The sequence below is a fragment of the Hymenobacter sp. BRD128 genome (assembly GCF_013256625.1).
GTDB lineage: Bacteria > Bacteroidota > Bacteroidia > Cytophagales > Hymenobacteraceae > Hymenobacter.
The window spans coordinates 97,022-111,877 of the sequence record NZ_CP053908.1; the positions used below are offsets into that span (position 1 = coordinate 97,022).

The following is a 14,856-nucleotide window of genomic DNA, read 5'->3' on the forward strand; positions in this document are numbered from 1 at the left end:
AGCCCGGCTCGTTGCGTTGCCCTGGCCGAGGCGCTGGCCCGGGCGCACGCCTATGTGGTGCCCGCGCTGGCGGCCCACGCGGCGACCCTCGCCGCTACCTGGGCGCTGCCCGACTCGCTGCGCTGCCTGGCGCCCGCCGGGCTGCGGCAGCAGTGGACCGAAGCGGCCGGGCGCCAGCAGCGCGCGTCGGCGGCCGGCAGAGCTAGCCGGCCGGCCCTCGACTCGGTGCGTGGCCGGCTGCTGGCCGAGCTGCTGCGGCAGCGCGTAACTATCGTGGCGGGCTCCGACGCGGGCGCGGCCACTCCGGGCCTGCTTTACGGCACCGGCCTTGTGACGGAACTGGAGCTGCTGGTGGCCGCCGGCCTCACACCGGCCCAGGCTCTGCGCGCCGCCACCGTAGCCCCGGCCATGATAACGGGGCACTACTCGGACCTGGGCCGCATTGAGCCCGGCTACCGGGCCGATATGGTGCTGCTGGCCGCCAACCCCCTCACCGACATCCGCCACTTGCGCCAGGTAGCGTCGGTACTGCAGGGCGGCTACCTCCTGGACCGGGGCGCGCTGGCGGCGCTGGTAGCCCAGGCCACCCAAGCTGCCCGGGCCGGGGCCTTGCCGCCCACGGCGGCGGTGCGCAAAGTAGCCCGGCGGCCGCCAGTGCCTAGCCCAGCGGCAAGCAAGTAATTGATTGATAAATAATTATAAATATTAAAATTTACTTAACCTAAACGCTTTAATCTCCTTGCCATGATGCCCTCGCTTGTTGTGCTGACCGATTTTTTTGCCGTCTCCAACCATGCCCTTTCGTATGCGGCGGGACTAGCCTTGCCGCTGCACGCCCAATTGACGCTGCTGCACATCCCGCAGCCAGAACTGCTGGCGCCTTCCGCCTACGAGCCGGCGGGCAGCTATCAGGCCCCGCCCAATCGGCGCCAAACCTCCTATGCCCTGCAGCTACTGGCGGCCGGCCCGCCCGTGCTCATCGACGGGGCCGCGCCCGAAGATGACCTGCCCGATAGCCTCACCAGCGCCATTCACGCCGCTAGCCCCTTGCTGCTGGTGCTGGGCCAGCCCGGCTCGACCGCACTGCCAGCCGAACTAATGACGACCATGGCCATGACCCTGCTGCATCGGGTAGCCTACCCCTTGCTGCTGGTGCCGCTACGGGGCCTCGATGCTTTTCCGCCCCGCCGCCTGCTGCTGGCCATCGATGGACTGCCCTTCCGCCTCAGGCCGCACCAGGATGTGCTGCGCCGGCTGCTGCAAGCCACCCAGGGTACGCTCGACGTGGTGCACATCACCGACGATGCGCACGCCGCCACCGATGCCGAGCACCTGCTGGCTACCCTGCGCGCCAGCGACCTGGTGCCGGACTTGCCCCCACGCCGGCTGCACCAGGTGTACCAGCCGGCGGTAACGGCCGGCGTGCTGGCCGAAGCCGCCCGCCTGCACGCCGATATGCTGGTGCTGCTGGCCCGCCCCCACAGCCTGCTCGGCAACTTGTTTCACCACAGCGCAACGGTCCGGCTGCTGCGCGATAGCCCCATTCCGGTGCTCGTGCTGCCGGTGCAGGAGTAGCGGGCGCAGCCTGCCTTAGCCACCCGCTGCGTGCCAAAAAGGCCCTGACTACCCAGGGCCGTTTTGGCACGCGGGTAAACCAGCTTGAGAATTGCCCGACTACCCGGCGCGGGCCCGCGGCCGGCTTTTTATAGCTCACTAAATACTCTTTGTCCATGCCGCTCACCCTCGTTGTTTTCGCTAGCTTTTACCCGGCCGCCCGCCACGCCGTGCACTACGCCGATGCCGTGGCCCAGGCCCTGCACGGGCGCCTGGTGCTGCTGCACGTCAACCGGGCGTCGTTGTTTGACCCCTACGAATTTATCGCGGCCGGCTACCAGCGCCAGGAGCTGGAGCGCCAGGCCGGCACCGGGGCCGCGCTCAGCCAGCTGGCCACCGGGCTCCACAGCCCCACCACCGTCGAAATCGCTACCGACCTGCTGCCCGTTGTGGCCGAGGATATAGCCAGCCGGCACCGCCCGGCGCTGTTTGTGCTCAGCCAGCCCGACCCGGCCTACCCCGCCACGGCCAGCATGGCCAGCGCCTGCGCCGAGCTGCTGCGGGCCGGCAACTACCCCTTGCTGGTGCTGCCGCCCGCCGCCCCGGCAGGCCAGGCGCCCCGCCGCATTTTGCTGGCGGCCGACCGCGAGCCCTTTGTGCCCGGCCCCGAAGCTGGGTTTTTGCGCGAGTTGTGCGCGCTGCCCGGCACCGAGGTGGTGGTGGCTCACATATCAAGTGGCATAGAGGACGATGAAGGCTGTGCGCTGGCCCTGCGCGCCGTGCAGGCCAGCGGCCTGCTGGCGGGCCTGCCCCGCCCGAGCTGCGCGGCTACGAGCACGCCGACTTCGGCGCCGGCCTGCTGGCTGCCGTGGCCGACACCCAGGCCGACCTGGTGGTGGTGCTGGCCCGCCAACGCAGCTACTGGGGTGGCCTGTTTCACCGCAGCGTAACCGGCCAGCTGCTCACGCACAGCCCGGTGCCAGTGCTGGTGCTACCCGTGGCCGTGGCGGGCACCGCGCCCACTGCCCCGCCCTCCCGCCGCGTGGCCAGCGTGGCCCACTGGGCCAACACGATGCTAGCCGGCCTGGCGCCCGCCGCCTGAGCGGCTAGCCCCCTTTCGCTTATTTTTCTTCTAAAGCCCCTGCCGCATGGATGCCATGACAACCCTTTCGCAAACCCTCACTGCGCTCAAAAAAGAGGGCTACACCGAAGATTTTAACCTGAAGCAGAACTACCTCGAAGGCCGCAATTTTGCCATTCGGGTCTTTGCCGATGATTTTGTGGTGGACAAGCACTTTCGCTTCGAAGGTGATTCCAGCCCGACGACGAGGCCGTGGTCTATGCCATTTCCTCGGTCAAATACCAGGTTAAGGGCACCCTGGTGAACGGCTACGGCCTGTATAGTGATAGCGTGGCCAATGAGCTTGTTAAGGCCCTGCACGCCAAAGTCAGCCCTGCATACAGTGCCAAATGAAGCCGCCCGCCCGGTGCGGCCCGCACGCCGGGCGGCAGGGCGCTAGGCCTCGACGGGCCGCACGAGCACCGGGATGGGGCTTACGCGCAGCACCTGGGCCGTGACGCTGCGGTGACACAAGCTGCCGAACAGGGTGTGCGGCCGGGCCACTAGTACCAGTATTGAGGTGGTCGGGTGCAAATGGACAGTGAGCTAAGGTAGGTTGAAAAGGTAATGGAGTTCAATTTCGAGCAGGGTACAGTAGCTCAGGGCGGAGTGCAGGCGCTGCGTGTTGTAGTAGTGGTCGAGGTACTCGGCCAGTTCAAGCCGGGCCTCCTCTAGATTGGCAAAGCAAGCTCCGCGGGGCAGTAGCTCGGTTTTGAGCGTGCTCCAGCCGCTCTCGGCCAGGGCATTATCGTAGGGGTTACCGGGCCGGCTTAGGCTGGCCTTCTCCAAGGGCCGGCTTTTTGCAAACTAGGTAGTTATTCAACGTCGTGCGTAAAACGGATAACTCAGCAGTACCTGCCCATTTTTTAGAAACTCCAGCGGGATACCGCCCTCGTCCAGCATAGTTTCATACAGTACACCGGTCGGGTCGGTATCAATTGCCTGCTCAGTGGCATTTAGGTCTACTAGCAGCGACCCGATGCGCAACTGGTCCGCCCCATCCGCATTTACAGAAATAGTAACGTAGCCGTTGGGCTTAATTCTGGCATCTAAGGTGTTGAGGCTAATGCTAGTCTGCACCGCCGGGGGGCTAGCCTGTACCGTAGCCCCCGGTAGCTCAAAGCCTGGCGTGGCCGCCTCCACGATATACACCCCGTCCTGGCTGAGCTGCGTGAGTGAGTTAAACGCGCTGGCCGGCTTGAATACCTGATAGCCACTGCCCGCGGCATTGAAGCCATAAATGGCCCGCACGTTGTTTTTCCACGGCGCCGAGGCCAGCGCTAGCGCCGCCCCGTTAAAAATGAAGCCCATCAGGCTCTTATTAATCGTACTCATTGGCGTAAAAAAGTAGAAGTGAAAAAAGAAGGCCGGCCCCGGCAGCGCGCCAGGGCCGGCCCAGTTGTTTTTCCTAAGCCGCCAGGCTTAGAAATTCACCGCCGCCGCAAAGCTGCCCGCATGGGCTACCCCGGCGTGGGTGAAGCTGAACGGCTTCCCGTTGTAGCGGTCCAGGTACGCCACCGAGGCCACTTGCGTACCCCCGATAGCGATATCCATCGAAGCCGGAGCCGAGCCCCCGCTAGCCAGCGCAGTGAAGCTGAGCCGGTCGCCCGCACTAGCCGCCAGCGTTACGCCGCCGCCTTCCCCACTCGGGCCGCTCAGCGAGGTATCAAAATTCTGCCCGGTGCCCAGGCCGCCCGTACCAGCGCCCGTGCCGCTGCCGGGGGTGGCCGGCGCCAGCACCAGCTCCCCAAACAGCGCTTCCAGGGCCAGCGCCGCGCCGCCGTTGCCGTCGGCCGTTGCGTTGAACAGCTGCACTTCCTCGCCCGGCGTGCTGGCGCCCATCGTGCCAGTAAGTGTGCCCGCCAGGCCCGCCGTGCGCAGCGCATGCACCAGCAGCGTTTCCGTCGAGAGGTCCACGCCGTAGAGCAGGTTGAGGCGGTCGAGCCGCGCCTTGGCGTCGGTTGCGCCGGCTAGCGCGCCCACGAGCGCCGTGGCATACTTGCGCACCTTCGCATCGTAGCGGGCGCGCAGCTTCAGCGCCGTTTTCGTGCGCTTGTTCGCTTGTTTCTGGAAAAGAGATTTAGAAGCCATTATGCTAAAAAGTAGCGTTTTAAAGAAGGGAAAATAGAAACGGCCGGCCCCGGTAGGGAGCCGGCCGCCTCAGGTGTGCAGGCCCTGGCTTTAGCCCACAAACTCAATTGCCAGCGGGTTGCTCGCGTTGTTGTTCAGCGGGTAGAGCTTGCCGTTGAGCTGCTGGTAGAAGTTGATGCCCACGGCCCCGATTACCACGTCATCGGCCCCGGGCGCCGCCGGCAGGCTAGCCACAACCGAGCGGGCCGCCGCCGCCGAGTTCAGGGCGATAGCGCCCAGCGGCGCGGCTACGTTAGCCACCGCGTAAGTGCCCGTCTCGAAGTTGAGCGCGGCCACCCCAAGCACCACCTCGAAGTGGGTAGCGCCCTGCGGGGCTACGATGTCGGTCTGCGGGTTCAGGCTGGCCAGGCTCAGCGTTACGTCGGCGCCGTTCTGGGCAATGCCGTAGGGCGCGTGCAGCGACTGCCCGATAGACGCGCCAGCGTTGAAGTTGAAGCCCAGCAGCTCGGTCAGGGCATTGTCCTTGTCCACTACCCGCTCGCCGCGGTCGTTGGCATCGTCCATGCCGATGATATAGCGCATCTTCTGCGTTGCCCGCGCTACCAGCGTGCTGTCGCTGGCCGAGAGCAGGAGGCCGCGCAGCGACTCGCGCAGCAGCTTGCCGGCCTTGGCGGCGCGGCCAAACTCGCTGCCGTTCTCGCGGGTGCGCTGCATCGTGGCCGAGGTGGCGTACATCGCCTTGTTGCTCTGCGGCTTCAGGCGCACCTGGCCGGTTTTGGATACCGTGACATTACCCACGGTGCCCGAAAATTGGATTGCTCCAGTAAGCTGACCCATAAAATAGAAAATAAGAAGGTTGAAAAATGTACTCTCGCTGTGTTGCGCTAACGGCTTTGCTACCAGGTACAGCCCCCCAGGTAGCGCCGTTTAATGGCTGAATTGAAAGAGCGCCACAGCTTGGGCGGCACCGGTGCCTCGGTGCCGCACTTCCACAGGCCCCGCCCGGTCCGCTGTGCCTCGGTTTGCTGGCTAGCCCGCGCCGCTACTACATGGCTAGGGTCAAACGCCCAGGCCCAGCCCCGCACCACCAGCACGCTGTCCAGCGCCACGGCCGCTGGCGCGGGCCACGGGCTAGCCACCGGCACCCGCAGCACGCCCAGCGTGCGCCCGTACAGGTCCACCCCCTGCCGCTGCAAACGCACCAGCCGCCCACTCAGGTAGGCCCGCACCGAGTTGGTCGCCTGGTGCCCGAAGGGCTGGCTGGCTTCCGGCGCATCCACGCCCAGCAGCCGTACCCGCACCACTTGCCCGCCCGTCAGCACTTCGTAGGTGTCGCCGTCGAGGACGCGCACCACCCGCCCCAGCTCCCAGGCCGGCCCCGTCAGCGCCAGCGTGCGCAGCAGGGGAGGAGGGCCGGCCGGTGCCAGCAGCGCCCGGTCCACGCGCCGGCCGCAGCTGCCGGGGGCTAGCCCCAGCGCCACCATGCCCACCCCCGAAGCCGCTACCGTGATTTTCAGCAGCCCCCTCCAATAGTCGCTCAGTCGTATCATGCCGGCAAACCTACCGGTATCTAGGCTGCGCTGTATATTCGCTTACCCAACTATACCCCGAAGTAACCAAGTTTCATGCCCCAGGTCGTCATCTACCCCAAAGAGGCCGCCACGCTCACCGGCAACAGCTACGAGGCCGGCAAGCGCCTGCTCCAACGCATCCGCACCCGGCTGGGTAAAGACGCCCGCGCCTACGTAAGCCTCGGCGAGTTCTGCCAGTATACCGGCCTGCCCGAGCGCGAGGTGAGCGCCGCCCTGAACGAGCGCTAAGCCTAGCCTGAACCCAGGCAAAGCCCACCCAAAAGGCATGCATAAGGCACCTACATCCCCCGCCGTTGATTAGAAATCCCAACGGCGGGGGAGTTATAGTGCTACCGGAGGACCGCTACGCTGCCCCCAACTCGACGGCACAGACTGTACTTGGATTTGCCACTGGGCCGCTGGTGGGCAGTCCTTCCCATACGCGCCGCATAGTTTGGTGCTGAAAGTCCTCCACCACCTTCGCGTAAATTAGCGTCGTTTGAATCTTCGCGTGGCCCAGTACTTTTTGCAGCACTTCCGCCGGCATTCCACGCATCAGGCTCTGCGTAGCGAAGGTGTGCCGGGCCGTGTGCATGGTCACCAACTCCCACTTTGGCACTGCCCGCTTCAGTAGCTTGCCCGCTATCGTTTCCACGACCTCTACCGGCCGCTCCACGCCGGCTAGCCGGGCAATGCGTTTCAGGTAGCGATTCATCACGGCGTTGGCCATCACGGGCAATAGTTGAGCCCGCGTATCAGTGTATCGGGCTAGTAGCGCCAGCGCCGGGGGCGTCAGGTAGATGCTCACGCCTGTGCGCGTCTTCGTTTGCGTGAGCCGCAACACCTTTGCCCCGTCCCACTCGTGTAGATTACCCGCGTGCAGGTCGTGCAGGTCCGAGTAGCGCAGGCCGGTATAACAGCAAAATACGAAGGCATCCCGCACCAGCGCCAAGTTGTTGGGCAGTAAGGTCCGGGCCATTTGGTCCAGCTCATCGGCCGTCAGCCAGCACTTTTCTACGTCTTCCCACTCTACCGCCAGCTTGGCTGGGTCTACACTTAGTGTCTGTTTCCGGTCGTCTCGTGCCCAGGCCAGAAACGGCTTCAGGTGCTTGACGATACCCGCAATCGTATTCTGACCGTGCTCTTTCTCCGCACGCAGCCAGCCTAGCAGACTATCGTGCGCGGTGGCGTCATAGCCGGCCGCTGTCATTCCACCCGGTACCGTAGCCACCCATTCTGTTACGGCATTGCGTGTGGTCTTATAGCCTTTTACCGTATTGGCTCGAAAGCCGCGCGCCACTAGTACGCCTAAGTATTCGTCCAGCAACTCGACTAGCCCCGGTGCGGGGGCAACTGGTGCATTGGCGGTAGCCATTGCTGCTTTTAACGCCGCCACCGTGGGCAACACACCTTGGGCGCGTAGGTCGCTGTAGGCATCCTCCAGCTTATTGCGTAGTGCTTTCAGGCGCAGCGTCGCATTGTCCAGGTCGGCAAACGACTTGCGGAACCAGCTCTGTTTGTCATTCCAATCCGCTGCTATGCAGCGCTCCCCAGTAGCTAGCCGCAGCCGTTGCCCGTCAAAGGTAGCCCGCAAGTGGATAACACACCGTCCCTGGGTGTCTGGCCGGTCCGACCGGCGCTCAAAATGAATGTTCATGAAAAGATGAGAAGTGAGGTGGCGTGTGGGGGCGCATTGGGGGCAGGGTGGGGGCAGAATTGGGAGCAATCTTCCCGCCACAAAGCGCACGGCTCACGCCGCACACCGCACGAAAAAAGCCCCCGAAAAACCGTTAAATCAGTGATTTACGGCTTTTCGGGGCTTAACCTTTCCCTCCCATCTTAGAGGGTCGTACCCAGAGCCGGAGTCGAACCGGCACACCTTGCGGTAATGGTGTTTGAGACCATCGCGTCTACCGGTTCCGCCATCTGGGCAATTTATCCGCGCGGCCGGTAGCTCACGAGCGGGCCGCAAAGGTAGCCAATTGCTGGCGAAGCCGCAACAGGTAGCGCTTCTTTAGGTAATAGGTCTTGACCTGGGCTAGCGCCGCCGGGCGGTGGTCCTGGGGCAGGCCCGCGTAGCCGGCCAGCACCGGACGAATGCCTGCGTCGAGAGTATCGGCCAGGGCGGTTACCTTCGCGGCCAGGGTGGTGGTGGCGGCCGGGTCGGGCTCAAATTCAAGCTCCATCAGCTGCTCGTTGAGCTCCATTACTTCCATCAGGAAGTCGGCGGGCAGCTGGTTTTGGGCGCTGCCTTCTTCCAGCAGGCTGTGCTGGCCCAGCAGGTAAGCCATGCGGGCATCGGGGTCGGCCAGGGTGCGGTAGGCGTCGGTATTGAGGGTGCTCAGGCGCAGGGCTTCGGCCTGGGCAGCGGGGGTACCTTGGGCATGGAAGTCGGGGTGCAGCTCGCGGCTGAGCTGGTAGTACTTGGTTTTGAGGGCCGCCTCGTCGAGCAAAAAGGTTTCGGGCAGGCCGTAGAAGGCGAAATAATTGGTCGTATCGGGCATGTAAGGAGTTGGCCGGAGCCGGGGCAGTAGAGTAGCAGTACAGCCAGCGCCCGGTATTGGTTGGCAAGAGCGGGCGAGAATCAGGCGCCCCCGGCGGCGCGCACTACCGAAAAGGCCTGCGCGGGGCTAGCCAGCAGGCGCTTGGTGGCCGGCCACACCTCCCCAAACAGCGCCGAGCGGCGGTAGGCATCGAGGGCAGCGGCATCGTCCCAGTGGCTGTAGGTACAGTAAATGTGCGGCTCGTCGGCATCCTGCCACAGCTCGAGGTAGCGGCAGCCGGACTGCTGACGAATCCGGTTTTCGGACTGCCGGAATAGGTGAAGAAAATCAGCTACGCGGGCGGGGTCGAGCGGGAGGCGAACAATGCGGAGCAGCACGGGCAAAAGGGATTAGGGCTGAGTATCAAGTAAAAAAATACGGGCAGAAGTAAGCTCAGGCTTAACCCACGGGCGGGCTGGGCGTACAACGGGGCTTCTACTTCATCATTTACTGTCAATTTTATCATGCGTTACGCTCCCCGTGCCTTCTGGCTGGCCGCTCCGGCCCTGACGGCCCTCTCGCTGCTGGCTTCTTGCAGCGACAAACCCAAAGAAACCGATACCAGCAAAACGGCCGTTGTGGTGCCCAGCAATGCCAATTCGGCGGCCGACAGCACGGCCAAGATGAAAACTGACTCGACCGTAGCTCCCAAATAGGGAGTCAGCGTCAGCTCAACGTAAAACGCCCGGCTACTTTCCAGTAGCCGGGCGTTTTACGTTGAGCTGTTTCAGCAATAGTCGCGACTTACTCCGCGAAGCGCACATCGACCTGCGAGTCGAAATACAACCCTAGCAGCTCGCTGGCGTGGCCTTGGTTGATGGCTATCGACAGGCAGCCCTGGGGGTTGAAGGTGCACACGATTTCGCCGGGTGGGGCGGCCGCAAAGTGCGGGCGCAGCTCGCGCACCACCTCGCGGCCGAAGTGCACGGTGGCCGGCCGGCTGCGCCCCACTACCTCCACCGCCTCGCGCGAGATGTTGGTAATCAAGTTGCCGTAGTGGTCTACGTGCACCACGTGGCCCGTAATGCGGTTGTCTTGCAGGCGCAGCTGCCGGTTGGTGAGTAGGTATAAGTCTGTCACGGCCGTACCCAGGCTGCTCAAGGGCTGGCCCAGGGCTAGCCGCACGGCGGCCGGCGCCAGAATGTCGCGCGTGGGGTTCAGCGATACCGGCTGGAGATTGCCGGCCGCCAGGGTGGGGCTAGCCGGCGCGGCCAGGGCCGGCGCTTCGAGGCGCACGAGCTGGGCCGGCACGCCATCGCAGAGCAGCGGCAGCAGGCCGTTGTCGGCAGCCACAAAAAAGTGGCCTTCATGCTCGGCGGCGTGCCAGGCGGGCGTGGCCACGGCCCCGGCGGCGCTGGCGCCGTAGTCGCTCACCGTAATGAGGTGCGTGGTGCCCAGCGGAAAGTCGCGAAACACGGCCCGGAGAACGTGAACGGCGTGGGCGATGTTATAGGGTTCGACGCCGTGGGTAAGGTCCAGCACCGGCAGCGTGGGGGCCAGGTGCAGCAAACGGGCCTTGAGCGCGGCCACGTAGTGGTCGCGGTAGCCAAAATCCGTAAGCAGCGTCAGTACCCCCATGCCCGCAAGTTGCCAGGTTCTTCGTAGTATTGTTTAGTTGGCCGGCCAGCTGGCCGGCGCGGCTGCAAAAGTAGCCTGATTTCCCGGTAGTCGGCCGGGAGATTTCAGCCCGTCGGGCTGACAGTAAAAATGATGCCAGCTGCCCGCCCAGTGCGGCAGTCGGTTAGCTTTTTGTTTCTTTTTTCTTCTTTTCCCACTGCCCACCTAGCTTGGTCGAAAAAGTCATCACCCTCGAAAATGTGTCCCTGGTTGACTTCCTAGGGGCCGATAACCAGAATATTCGTCGTATTGCGGCTGCTTTTCCGGGCAGTAAAATCGTGTCCCGGGGCAACGAAATCAAAGTCCAAGGCCCTGCCGAAGTCATCTCGCGGGTCAATGATATTCTCAGCTCGCTCATCGAGCACTACCACCAGTACGGCGCCATCACCGACCGTGATGTAAACCAATACTTATCAGCTACTTCCGAGGAAGCCGAGGGCCGCGTGCTGGCCGCCTCGCCCGACGTTATTCTCTTCGGGGCCAAGGGCGGCGTTATCAAGGCCAAAACGCCCAACCAGCAGAAGCTGGTGGATACCGTGATGAAGCACGACCTCACCTTCACGCTCGGTCCCGCCGGCACCGGCAAAACCTATATTTCGGTGGCGCTGGCCGTGCGAGCCCTTAAGAATAAGGAGGTTAAGAAAATTATTATCTCGCGCCCCGTGGTGGAAGCCGGCGAAAGCCTCGGATTCTTGCCCGGCGACATGAAGGAGAAGGTTGACCCCTACCTGCGCCCGATTTACGACGCCCTGGAGGACATGATTCCGGCCGAAAAGCTGAAATTCTACCAGGAAAATAAGATTATCGAAATCGCCCCGCTTGCTTACATGCGCGGCCGCACACTCAACAATGCCTTCGTGCTGCTCGACGAGGCCCAGAATACCACGCCCTCGCAAATCAAGATGTTCCTGACCCGCATGGGCCCGAGTGCGAAGGTGATGGTAAACGGCGACCGCAGCCAGATTGACTTGCCCACCCGCCAGAAGTCGGGCCTCATGCAGGCGCTTGATATTCTGCGCGATGTGCGCGGCATCGGCTTCGTGGAGATGACTGCCGACGATGTGGTGCGCCACCGCCTGGTAAAGGAAATCGTGCAGGCCTACGACAAATTTGACGTGGCCGAGCAGCGCCGCGAGGCCGAATTCAAGCAGCGCCGCCGCGATGGCAACGAGCGCCACAACGGCCACCGGCCGGCCGAAAGAGAGGACGCCGAGCTGCCCGTTAATCATGAGCAGTCGCTGTAAAATAGCGCCGTAAGTAAAAATTCAGAACGTCATGCTGAGCTTGGCGAAGCATCTCTACCGGGTCGCTAGGGTACTAACCCAATGATGCGGTAGAGATGCTTCGCTAAGCTCAGCATGACGTTCTTTTCTTTGTGAGAATAATAGTAGCCGCCCAGCCCCATGACCACCGTTGAAAAAGTAACCGACCTGCGCGACCTCGACGCGGCCTTTACCATCCGCGAAAAAGTATTTGTGGGCGAGCAAAATGTGCCCGCCGAGGCCGAATACGACGCCCACGACCGCGCGGCCACCACCCGTCACTACCTGGCTAGGGTAGAGGGCCAGCCCGCCGGCGCCGCCCGCTGGCGCCCCACCGACCACGGCGTGAAGCTGGAGCGCTTTGCCGTGCTGCCCGAGTTCCGCAACCACGGCGTGGGCGAGGCCCTCGTGCACCGCGTGCTGGCCGATGTGCGCGCCGAAGCCCCCGAGGCGGCCCAGGTGTACCTGCACGCCCAGCTGCGCGCCATCCCGCTCTACGAGCGCACCGGCTTCAGCAAACAAGGGCTGATGTTTGAGGAGTGCGACATTCAGCACTACAAAATGGTGCTGGGCTAGGGCAGCGCTTTGAGAAATTAAAAGCCCGGGGCGACCATCGCGGGGGCTTTTGGGGGCCGTAGTAGTGTCGTGGCTGAATTATTAAGTATTAGGAGATTTTATCAGCCTTCTGCTGCCATCTTTGCCGCATGCTACAGTGGTCCTCGGCTCCTTTTCTGCGCGTGGCGCTGGCTTTTATTCTGGGCGTGGTGGGCTACTTCTACCTGGGGCCGGCCTGGGCGGGCAGCGCCGCGCCCTGGGCGGCGGGGCTGGTGCTGGCCTACTGGCTAGGCTGGTTCTGGAGCCGGCGCCGGGCTAGCCCGGCGGCTCACGATGCCGTGGGCATTGTGGGCCTGCTGGCCGTAGTGGCCCTGGGCTTCGCCCGCAGCCAGGCCGTGACGGAAAGCCGCTGGCCCGACCACCTCGGCCCGCTAGCCCCGCGCATCGAGTTTTACCGCGCCACCGTGGACGAGGCGCCCGTGGTGCGGGCCAATACCTTCGCCACCACCGTGCGGGTGCAGGCCGTGCGGGTGGCCGGGCGCTGGCAGCGGGCGAGCGGCGGCATCCGCCTCAGCCTGCCGCGCCACGAAACCGCCGACTCGGTGCCGGCCCCGCGCTACGGCGAGGTGTGGCTGGTGCAGGGCCGCCCCGAGCTGAGCAAAGGCCCCGCCAACCTGGGTGAGTTTGACTACCGCCGCTACCTCCAAACGCACCAGGTCTACTACGCGCAGTTTGTGCACCGGGGCCAGTATAAAGTGCTGGGCTACGCGCCCTTAAGCTGGCCGGTGGCCCTTAGCCAGCGGGCCGCGGCCGTGCTCGACGGTGTGCTGCGCCGCTACGTGCCCAGCCGCCGCGAGTACGCGCTGGGCACGGCGCTCGTGCTGGGCTTCAAAGACGATATCGACCACGATACCAAGCAGGCCTACGCCGACACCGGCACCACGCACATCATGGCCGTGAGCGGCTTGCAGGTGGGGCTGCTGTTTGCGGCCCTGCGGTGGCTGTTGGCGCGGGTGCCGCTGGGCGGTTCCCCGCTGCGCCGCCGGCTGCTCACGGCCGGGCTGGGGCTAGCCCTCATCTGGAGCTACGCCCTGCTGACGGGTCTTTCGGCCTCGGTGCTGCGGGCCACGGTCATGTTTACGCTCGTCATCATTGGGCAGGCCTGGGAGCGGCAGAGCAGTCTCTTCAACACGCTGAGCGCGGCGGCGTTTTGTTTGCTCCTGTATAATCCGTATTTGCTCTGCGACGTCGGGTTTCAGCTCTCGTTTCTGGCCGTGCTGAGCATTGTGTACCTGCAGCCTACCATCGTGCGCTGGCTCGATGTGCGCAATGCTGTGCTCGACCGCCAGCGCAGCTGGCACACCCCGGCCATTCAAAAAGCCTGGCGCGCCGCCGCCGGGCTAGCCGATGCCGCCTGGCAGCTCACGGCGCTGTCGCTGGCGGCGCAGGTGGCCACGTTTCCACTGGGGCTATATTATTTTCACCAGTTCCCGTTTAGCTTTCTGCTGTCTAATCTCCTTGCGGTACCCATTTCCAGCCTGGCCGTGTACGTAGGCGTGGTGCTGCTGCTGGCGAAAGGCTTGGTGGCTTGCGTCGGGCTAGCCCTGCCGGCCGCCGTCAATGCCGTGCTCGGCTACCTGCCGAAAGCCATCGGCTGGGTATTTCAAGGCCTAATCTGGCTTTTCAACGAATACATTTTCCTCATTGGCCGCTGGCTGCCGGGCGCGGTGGTAGGTAGCGTGCACCTTAGCCAGGCCCAAACGTTGCTGATTTTCTTGCTGATAGGGGCATTTTGCGTATTCCTAGCCTCGCGGCGATTAGCCTGGGCAGGCTGGTGCGTAGCGCTGCTCGCCCTGTATGCCGGCAGCCGGGTGGCCGAGGCGCGGGCCGTGGCGCCGCTGCGTGAGTTTGTGGTCTACAGCATTCCCCGCCGCTCGGTGGTGGGCTTCTGGCAGGGCGCGGCGCCCGAGTTTGTCACCGCCGACTCGCTGCCGCTCTCCGAAACTGAGCGCACCTACCGCCTCAAGCCCAGCCTGATACTGCGCCGCACCCGCGCCCCGCGCTACTGCGTGGGCTGGCAAGGTACCCGCGTGCCCGCCCGCCGGCTAGCCCCGCCCGATAGCCTGGCGCAAACCTTCCGCTACCCGCCCGCGCCGCTGGTGCTGGCGCAGTGGCGCGGCCTGCGCGTGGCCTTCGTGAGCGGCAGCCTGCGCCGGCTGGCTAGCCCCGCGCCTGCCCTCCGGGCCGACATCATTGTGCTGCGCCGCAATGCCTACCTCTACCCCGACGCGCTGGCCGCGCACTTCGGCGCCGGTGCGCAGGTGGTGTTCGACTCGTCGTGCAAGCGTTGGTACGTGGCCCGGCAAGACTCGGCGCTGCGCGCCGCCGGCTTCCGCACCTGGGATGTAAACGAGCAGGGCGCCTTCAGCTACGCGCTGCCGCCCGGCCGCTGAACGACTCGGCGCACCACTGCGGAGTTTCTCCGCGTACCTCAGCGGGAACTTCCCGCCCCGCTTACGTAAGAATTTAGCTGCAAAAGCAAC

20 protein-coding genes and 1 tRNA gene are annotated in these 14,856 nt (G+C 64.2%); 10 read left to right on the forward strand and 11 right to left on the reverse strand.

The features are described 5' to 3' along the window. Positions 1 to 54 precede the first annotated feature (54 nt). From GKZ68_RS00625 to GKZ68_RS00645, 5 genes are all read left to right on the forward strand, one after another. Complete coding sequence (locus tag GKZ68_RS00625) at positions 55 to 681, forward strand: amidohydrolase family protein (protein ID WP_173109777.1); 627 nt, start codon at positions 55 to 57, stop codon at positions 679 to 681. Positions 682 to 744: 63 nt separating this feature from the next. Next, on the forward strand, positions 745 to 1,575 hold the full coding sequence (locus GKZ68_RS00630) for a universal stress protein (protein ID WP_173109648.1): 831 nt from the start codon (positions 745 to 747) through the stop codon (positions 1,573 to 1,575). A 155-nt stretch (positions 1,576 to 1,730) separates the two neighbouring features. Then, complete coding sequence (locus GKZ68_RS00635) at positions 1,731 to 2,504, forward strand: hypothetical protein (protein WP_173109779.1); 774 nt, start codon at positions 1,731 to 1,733, stop codon at positions 2,502 to 2,504. Next, a complete protein-coding gene (locus GKZ68_RS00640; RefSeq protein WP_173109780.1) occupies positions 2,423 to 2,656 on the forward strand; it encodes a universal stress protein in 234 nt (77 codons plus the stop codon). Before GKZ68_RS00635 ends, GKZ68_RS00640 begins: the two co-directional genes overlap by 82 nt. Before the next feature lie 55 nt (positions 2,657 to 2,711). Continuing rightward, positions 2,712 to 2,939 (forward strand): hypothetical protein, encoded by a 228-nt coding sequence (locus tag GKZ68_RS00645; protein ID WP_254244106.1) that lies wholly within the window; start codon positions 2,712 to 2,714, stop codon positions 2,937 to 2,939. A 131-nt stretch (positions 2,940 to 3,070) separates the two neighbouring features. Here GKZ68_RS00645 and GKZ68_RS00650 read toward each other — a convergent pair whose 3' ends face one another. From GKZ68_RS00650 to GKZ68_RS00675, 6 genes are all read right to left on the reverse strand, one after another. Beyond that, positions 3,071 to 3,208 (reverse strand): hypothetical protein, encoded by a 138-nt coding sequence (locus GKZ68_RS00650; RefSeq protein ID WP_173109654.1) that lies wholly within the window; start codon positions 3,206 to 3,208, stop codon positions 3,071 to 3,073. 12 nt (positions 3,209 to 3,220) lie between these two features. Then, complete coding sequence (locus GKZ68_RS00655) at positions 3,221 to 3,463, reverse strand: integrase core domain-containing protein (RefSeq protein ID WP_173109656.1); 243 nt, start codon at positions 3,461 to 3,463, stop codon at positions 3,221 to 3,223. A 30-nt stretch (positions 3,464 to 3,493) separates the two neighbouring features. Next, a complete protein-coding gene (locus tag GKZ68_RS00660) occupies positions 3,494 to 4,009 on the reverse strand; it encodes a hypothetical protein (protein ID WP_173109782.1) in 516 nt (171 codons plus the stop codon). An 87-nt stretch (positions 4,010 to 4,096) separates the two neighbouring features. Continuing rightward, the gene (locus GKZ68_RS00665) at positions 4,097 to 4,765 is read right to left on the reverse strand and encodes a hypothetical protein (RefSeq protein ID WP_173109784.1); all 669 of its coding nucleotides are present in this window, start codon (positions 4,763 to 4,765) and stop codon (positions 4,097 to 4,099) included. A gap of 90 nt (positions 4,766 to 4,855) precedes the next feature. Continuing rightward, entirely contained in the window at positions 4,856 to 5,602 is a 747-nt protein-coding gene (locus GKZ68_RS00670) for a hypothetical protein (RefSeq protein ID WP_173109662.1), read from the reverse strand. A 59-nt stretch (positions 5,603 to 5,661) separates the two neighbouring features. Then, positions 5,662 to 6,315: a thermonuclease family protein gene (locus GKZ68_RS00675; RefSeq protein ID WP_254244096.1), complete on the reverse strand. Its 654-nt coding sequence runs from the start codon at positions 6,313 to 6,315 to the stop codon at positions 5,662 to 5,664. Between the two features lie 75 nt (positions 6,316 to 6,390). Between GKZ68_RS00675 and GKZ68_RS00680 the strand changes: the two genes are divergently transcribed. Continuing rightward, entirely contained in the window at positions 6,391 to 6,585 is a 195-nt protein-coding gene (locus tag GKZ68_RS00680; protein ID WP_173109664.1) for a hypothetical protein, read from the forward strand. A gap of 115 nt (positions 6,586 to 6,700) precedes the next feature. On the opposite strand, the gene GKZ68_RS00685 is transcribed toward GKZ68_RS00680, so the two are convergent. The 4 genes from GKZ68_RS00685 to GKZ68_RS00700 all read right to left on the reverse strand — a co-directional run bounded on the left by GKZ68_RS00685 (position 6,701) and on the right by GKZ68_RS00700 (position 9,217). Beyond that, positions 6,701 to 7,993 (reverse strand): site-specific integrase, encoded by a 1,293-nt coding sequence (locus GKZ68_RS00685; RefSeq protein ID WP_173109666.1) that lies wholly within the window; start codon positions 7,991 to 7,993, stop codon positions 6,701 to 6,703. A 193-nt stretch (positions 7,994 to 8,186) separates the two neighbouring features. Then, positions 8,187 to 8,268 (reverse strand) — tRNA-Leu (locus GKZ68_RS00690). Between the two features lie 23 nt (positions 8,269 to 8,291). Then, positions 8,292 to 8,840: a Fe-S protein assembly co-chaperone HscB gene (gene hscB / locus GKZ68_RS00695; RefSeq protein ID WP_173109786.1), complete on the reverse strand. Its 549-nt coding sequence runs from the start codon at positions 8,838 to 8,840 to the stop codon at positions 8,292 to 8,294. 80 nt (positions 8,841 to 8,920) lie between these two features. Next, the gene (locus tag GKZ68_RS00700) at positions 8,921 to 9,217 is read right to left on the reverse strand and encodes a putative quinol monooxygenase (RefSeq protein ID WP_173118078.1); all 297 of its coding nucleotides are present in this window, start codon (positions 9,215 to 9,217) and stop codon (positions 8,921 to 8,923) included. A gap of 126 nt (positions 9,218 to 9,343) precedes the next feature. Between GKZ68_RS00700 and GKZ68_RS00705 the strand changes: the two genes are divergently transcribed. Then, positions 9,344 to 9,535, forward strand: a complete 192-nt coding sequence (locus tag GKZ68_RS00705; RefSeq protein ID WP_173109788.1) for a hypothetical protein — start codon at positions 9,344 to 9,346, stop codon at positions 9,533 to 9,535. Positions 9,536 to 9,623: 88 nt separating this feature from the next. Here GKZ68_RS00705 and GKZ68_RS00710 read toward each other — a convergent pair whose 3' ends face one another. Then, a complete protein-coding gene (locus GKZ68_RS00710) occupies positions 9,624 to 10,457 on the reverse strand; it encodes an S-adenosyl-l-methionine hydroxide adenosyltransferase family protein (RefSeq protein ID WP_173109790.1) in 834 nt (277 codons plus the stop codon). A gap of 209 nt (positions 10,458 to 10,666) precedes the next feature. Here GKZ68_RS00710 and GKZ68_RS00715 point away from each other — a divergent pair, with 209 nt between their 5' ends. From GKZ68_RS00715 to GKZ68_RS00725, 3 genes are all read left to right on the forward strand, one after another. Next, complete coding sequence (locus GKZ68_RS00715) at positions 10,667 to 11,740, forward strand: PhoH family protein (protein ID WP_173109792.1); 1,074 nt, start codon at positions 10,667 to 10,669, stop codon at positions 11,738 to 11,740. A 159-nt stretch (positions 11,741 to 11,899) separates the two neighbouring features. Then, positions 11,900 to 12,334 carry a GNAT family N-acetyltransferase gene (locus GKZ68_RS00720; RefSeq protein ID WP_173109794.1) on the forward strand — a complete coding sequence of 145 codons (435 nt, stop codon included), beginning with the start codon at positions 11,900 to 11,902 and terminating at the stop codon, positions 12,332 to 12,334. 128 nt (positions 12,335 to 12,462) lie between these two features. Next, a complete protein-coding gene (locus GKZ68_RS00725) occupies positions 12,463 to 14,766 on the forward strand; it encodes a ComEC/Rec2 family competence protein (RefSeq protein ID WP_173109795.1) in 2,304 nt (767 codons plus the stop codon). Positions 14,767 to 14,856: the final 90 nt, after the last annotated feature.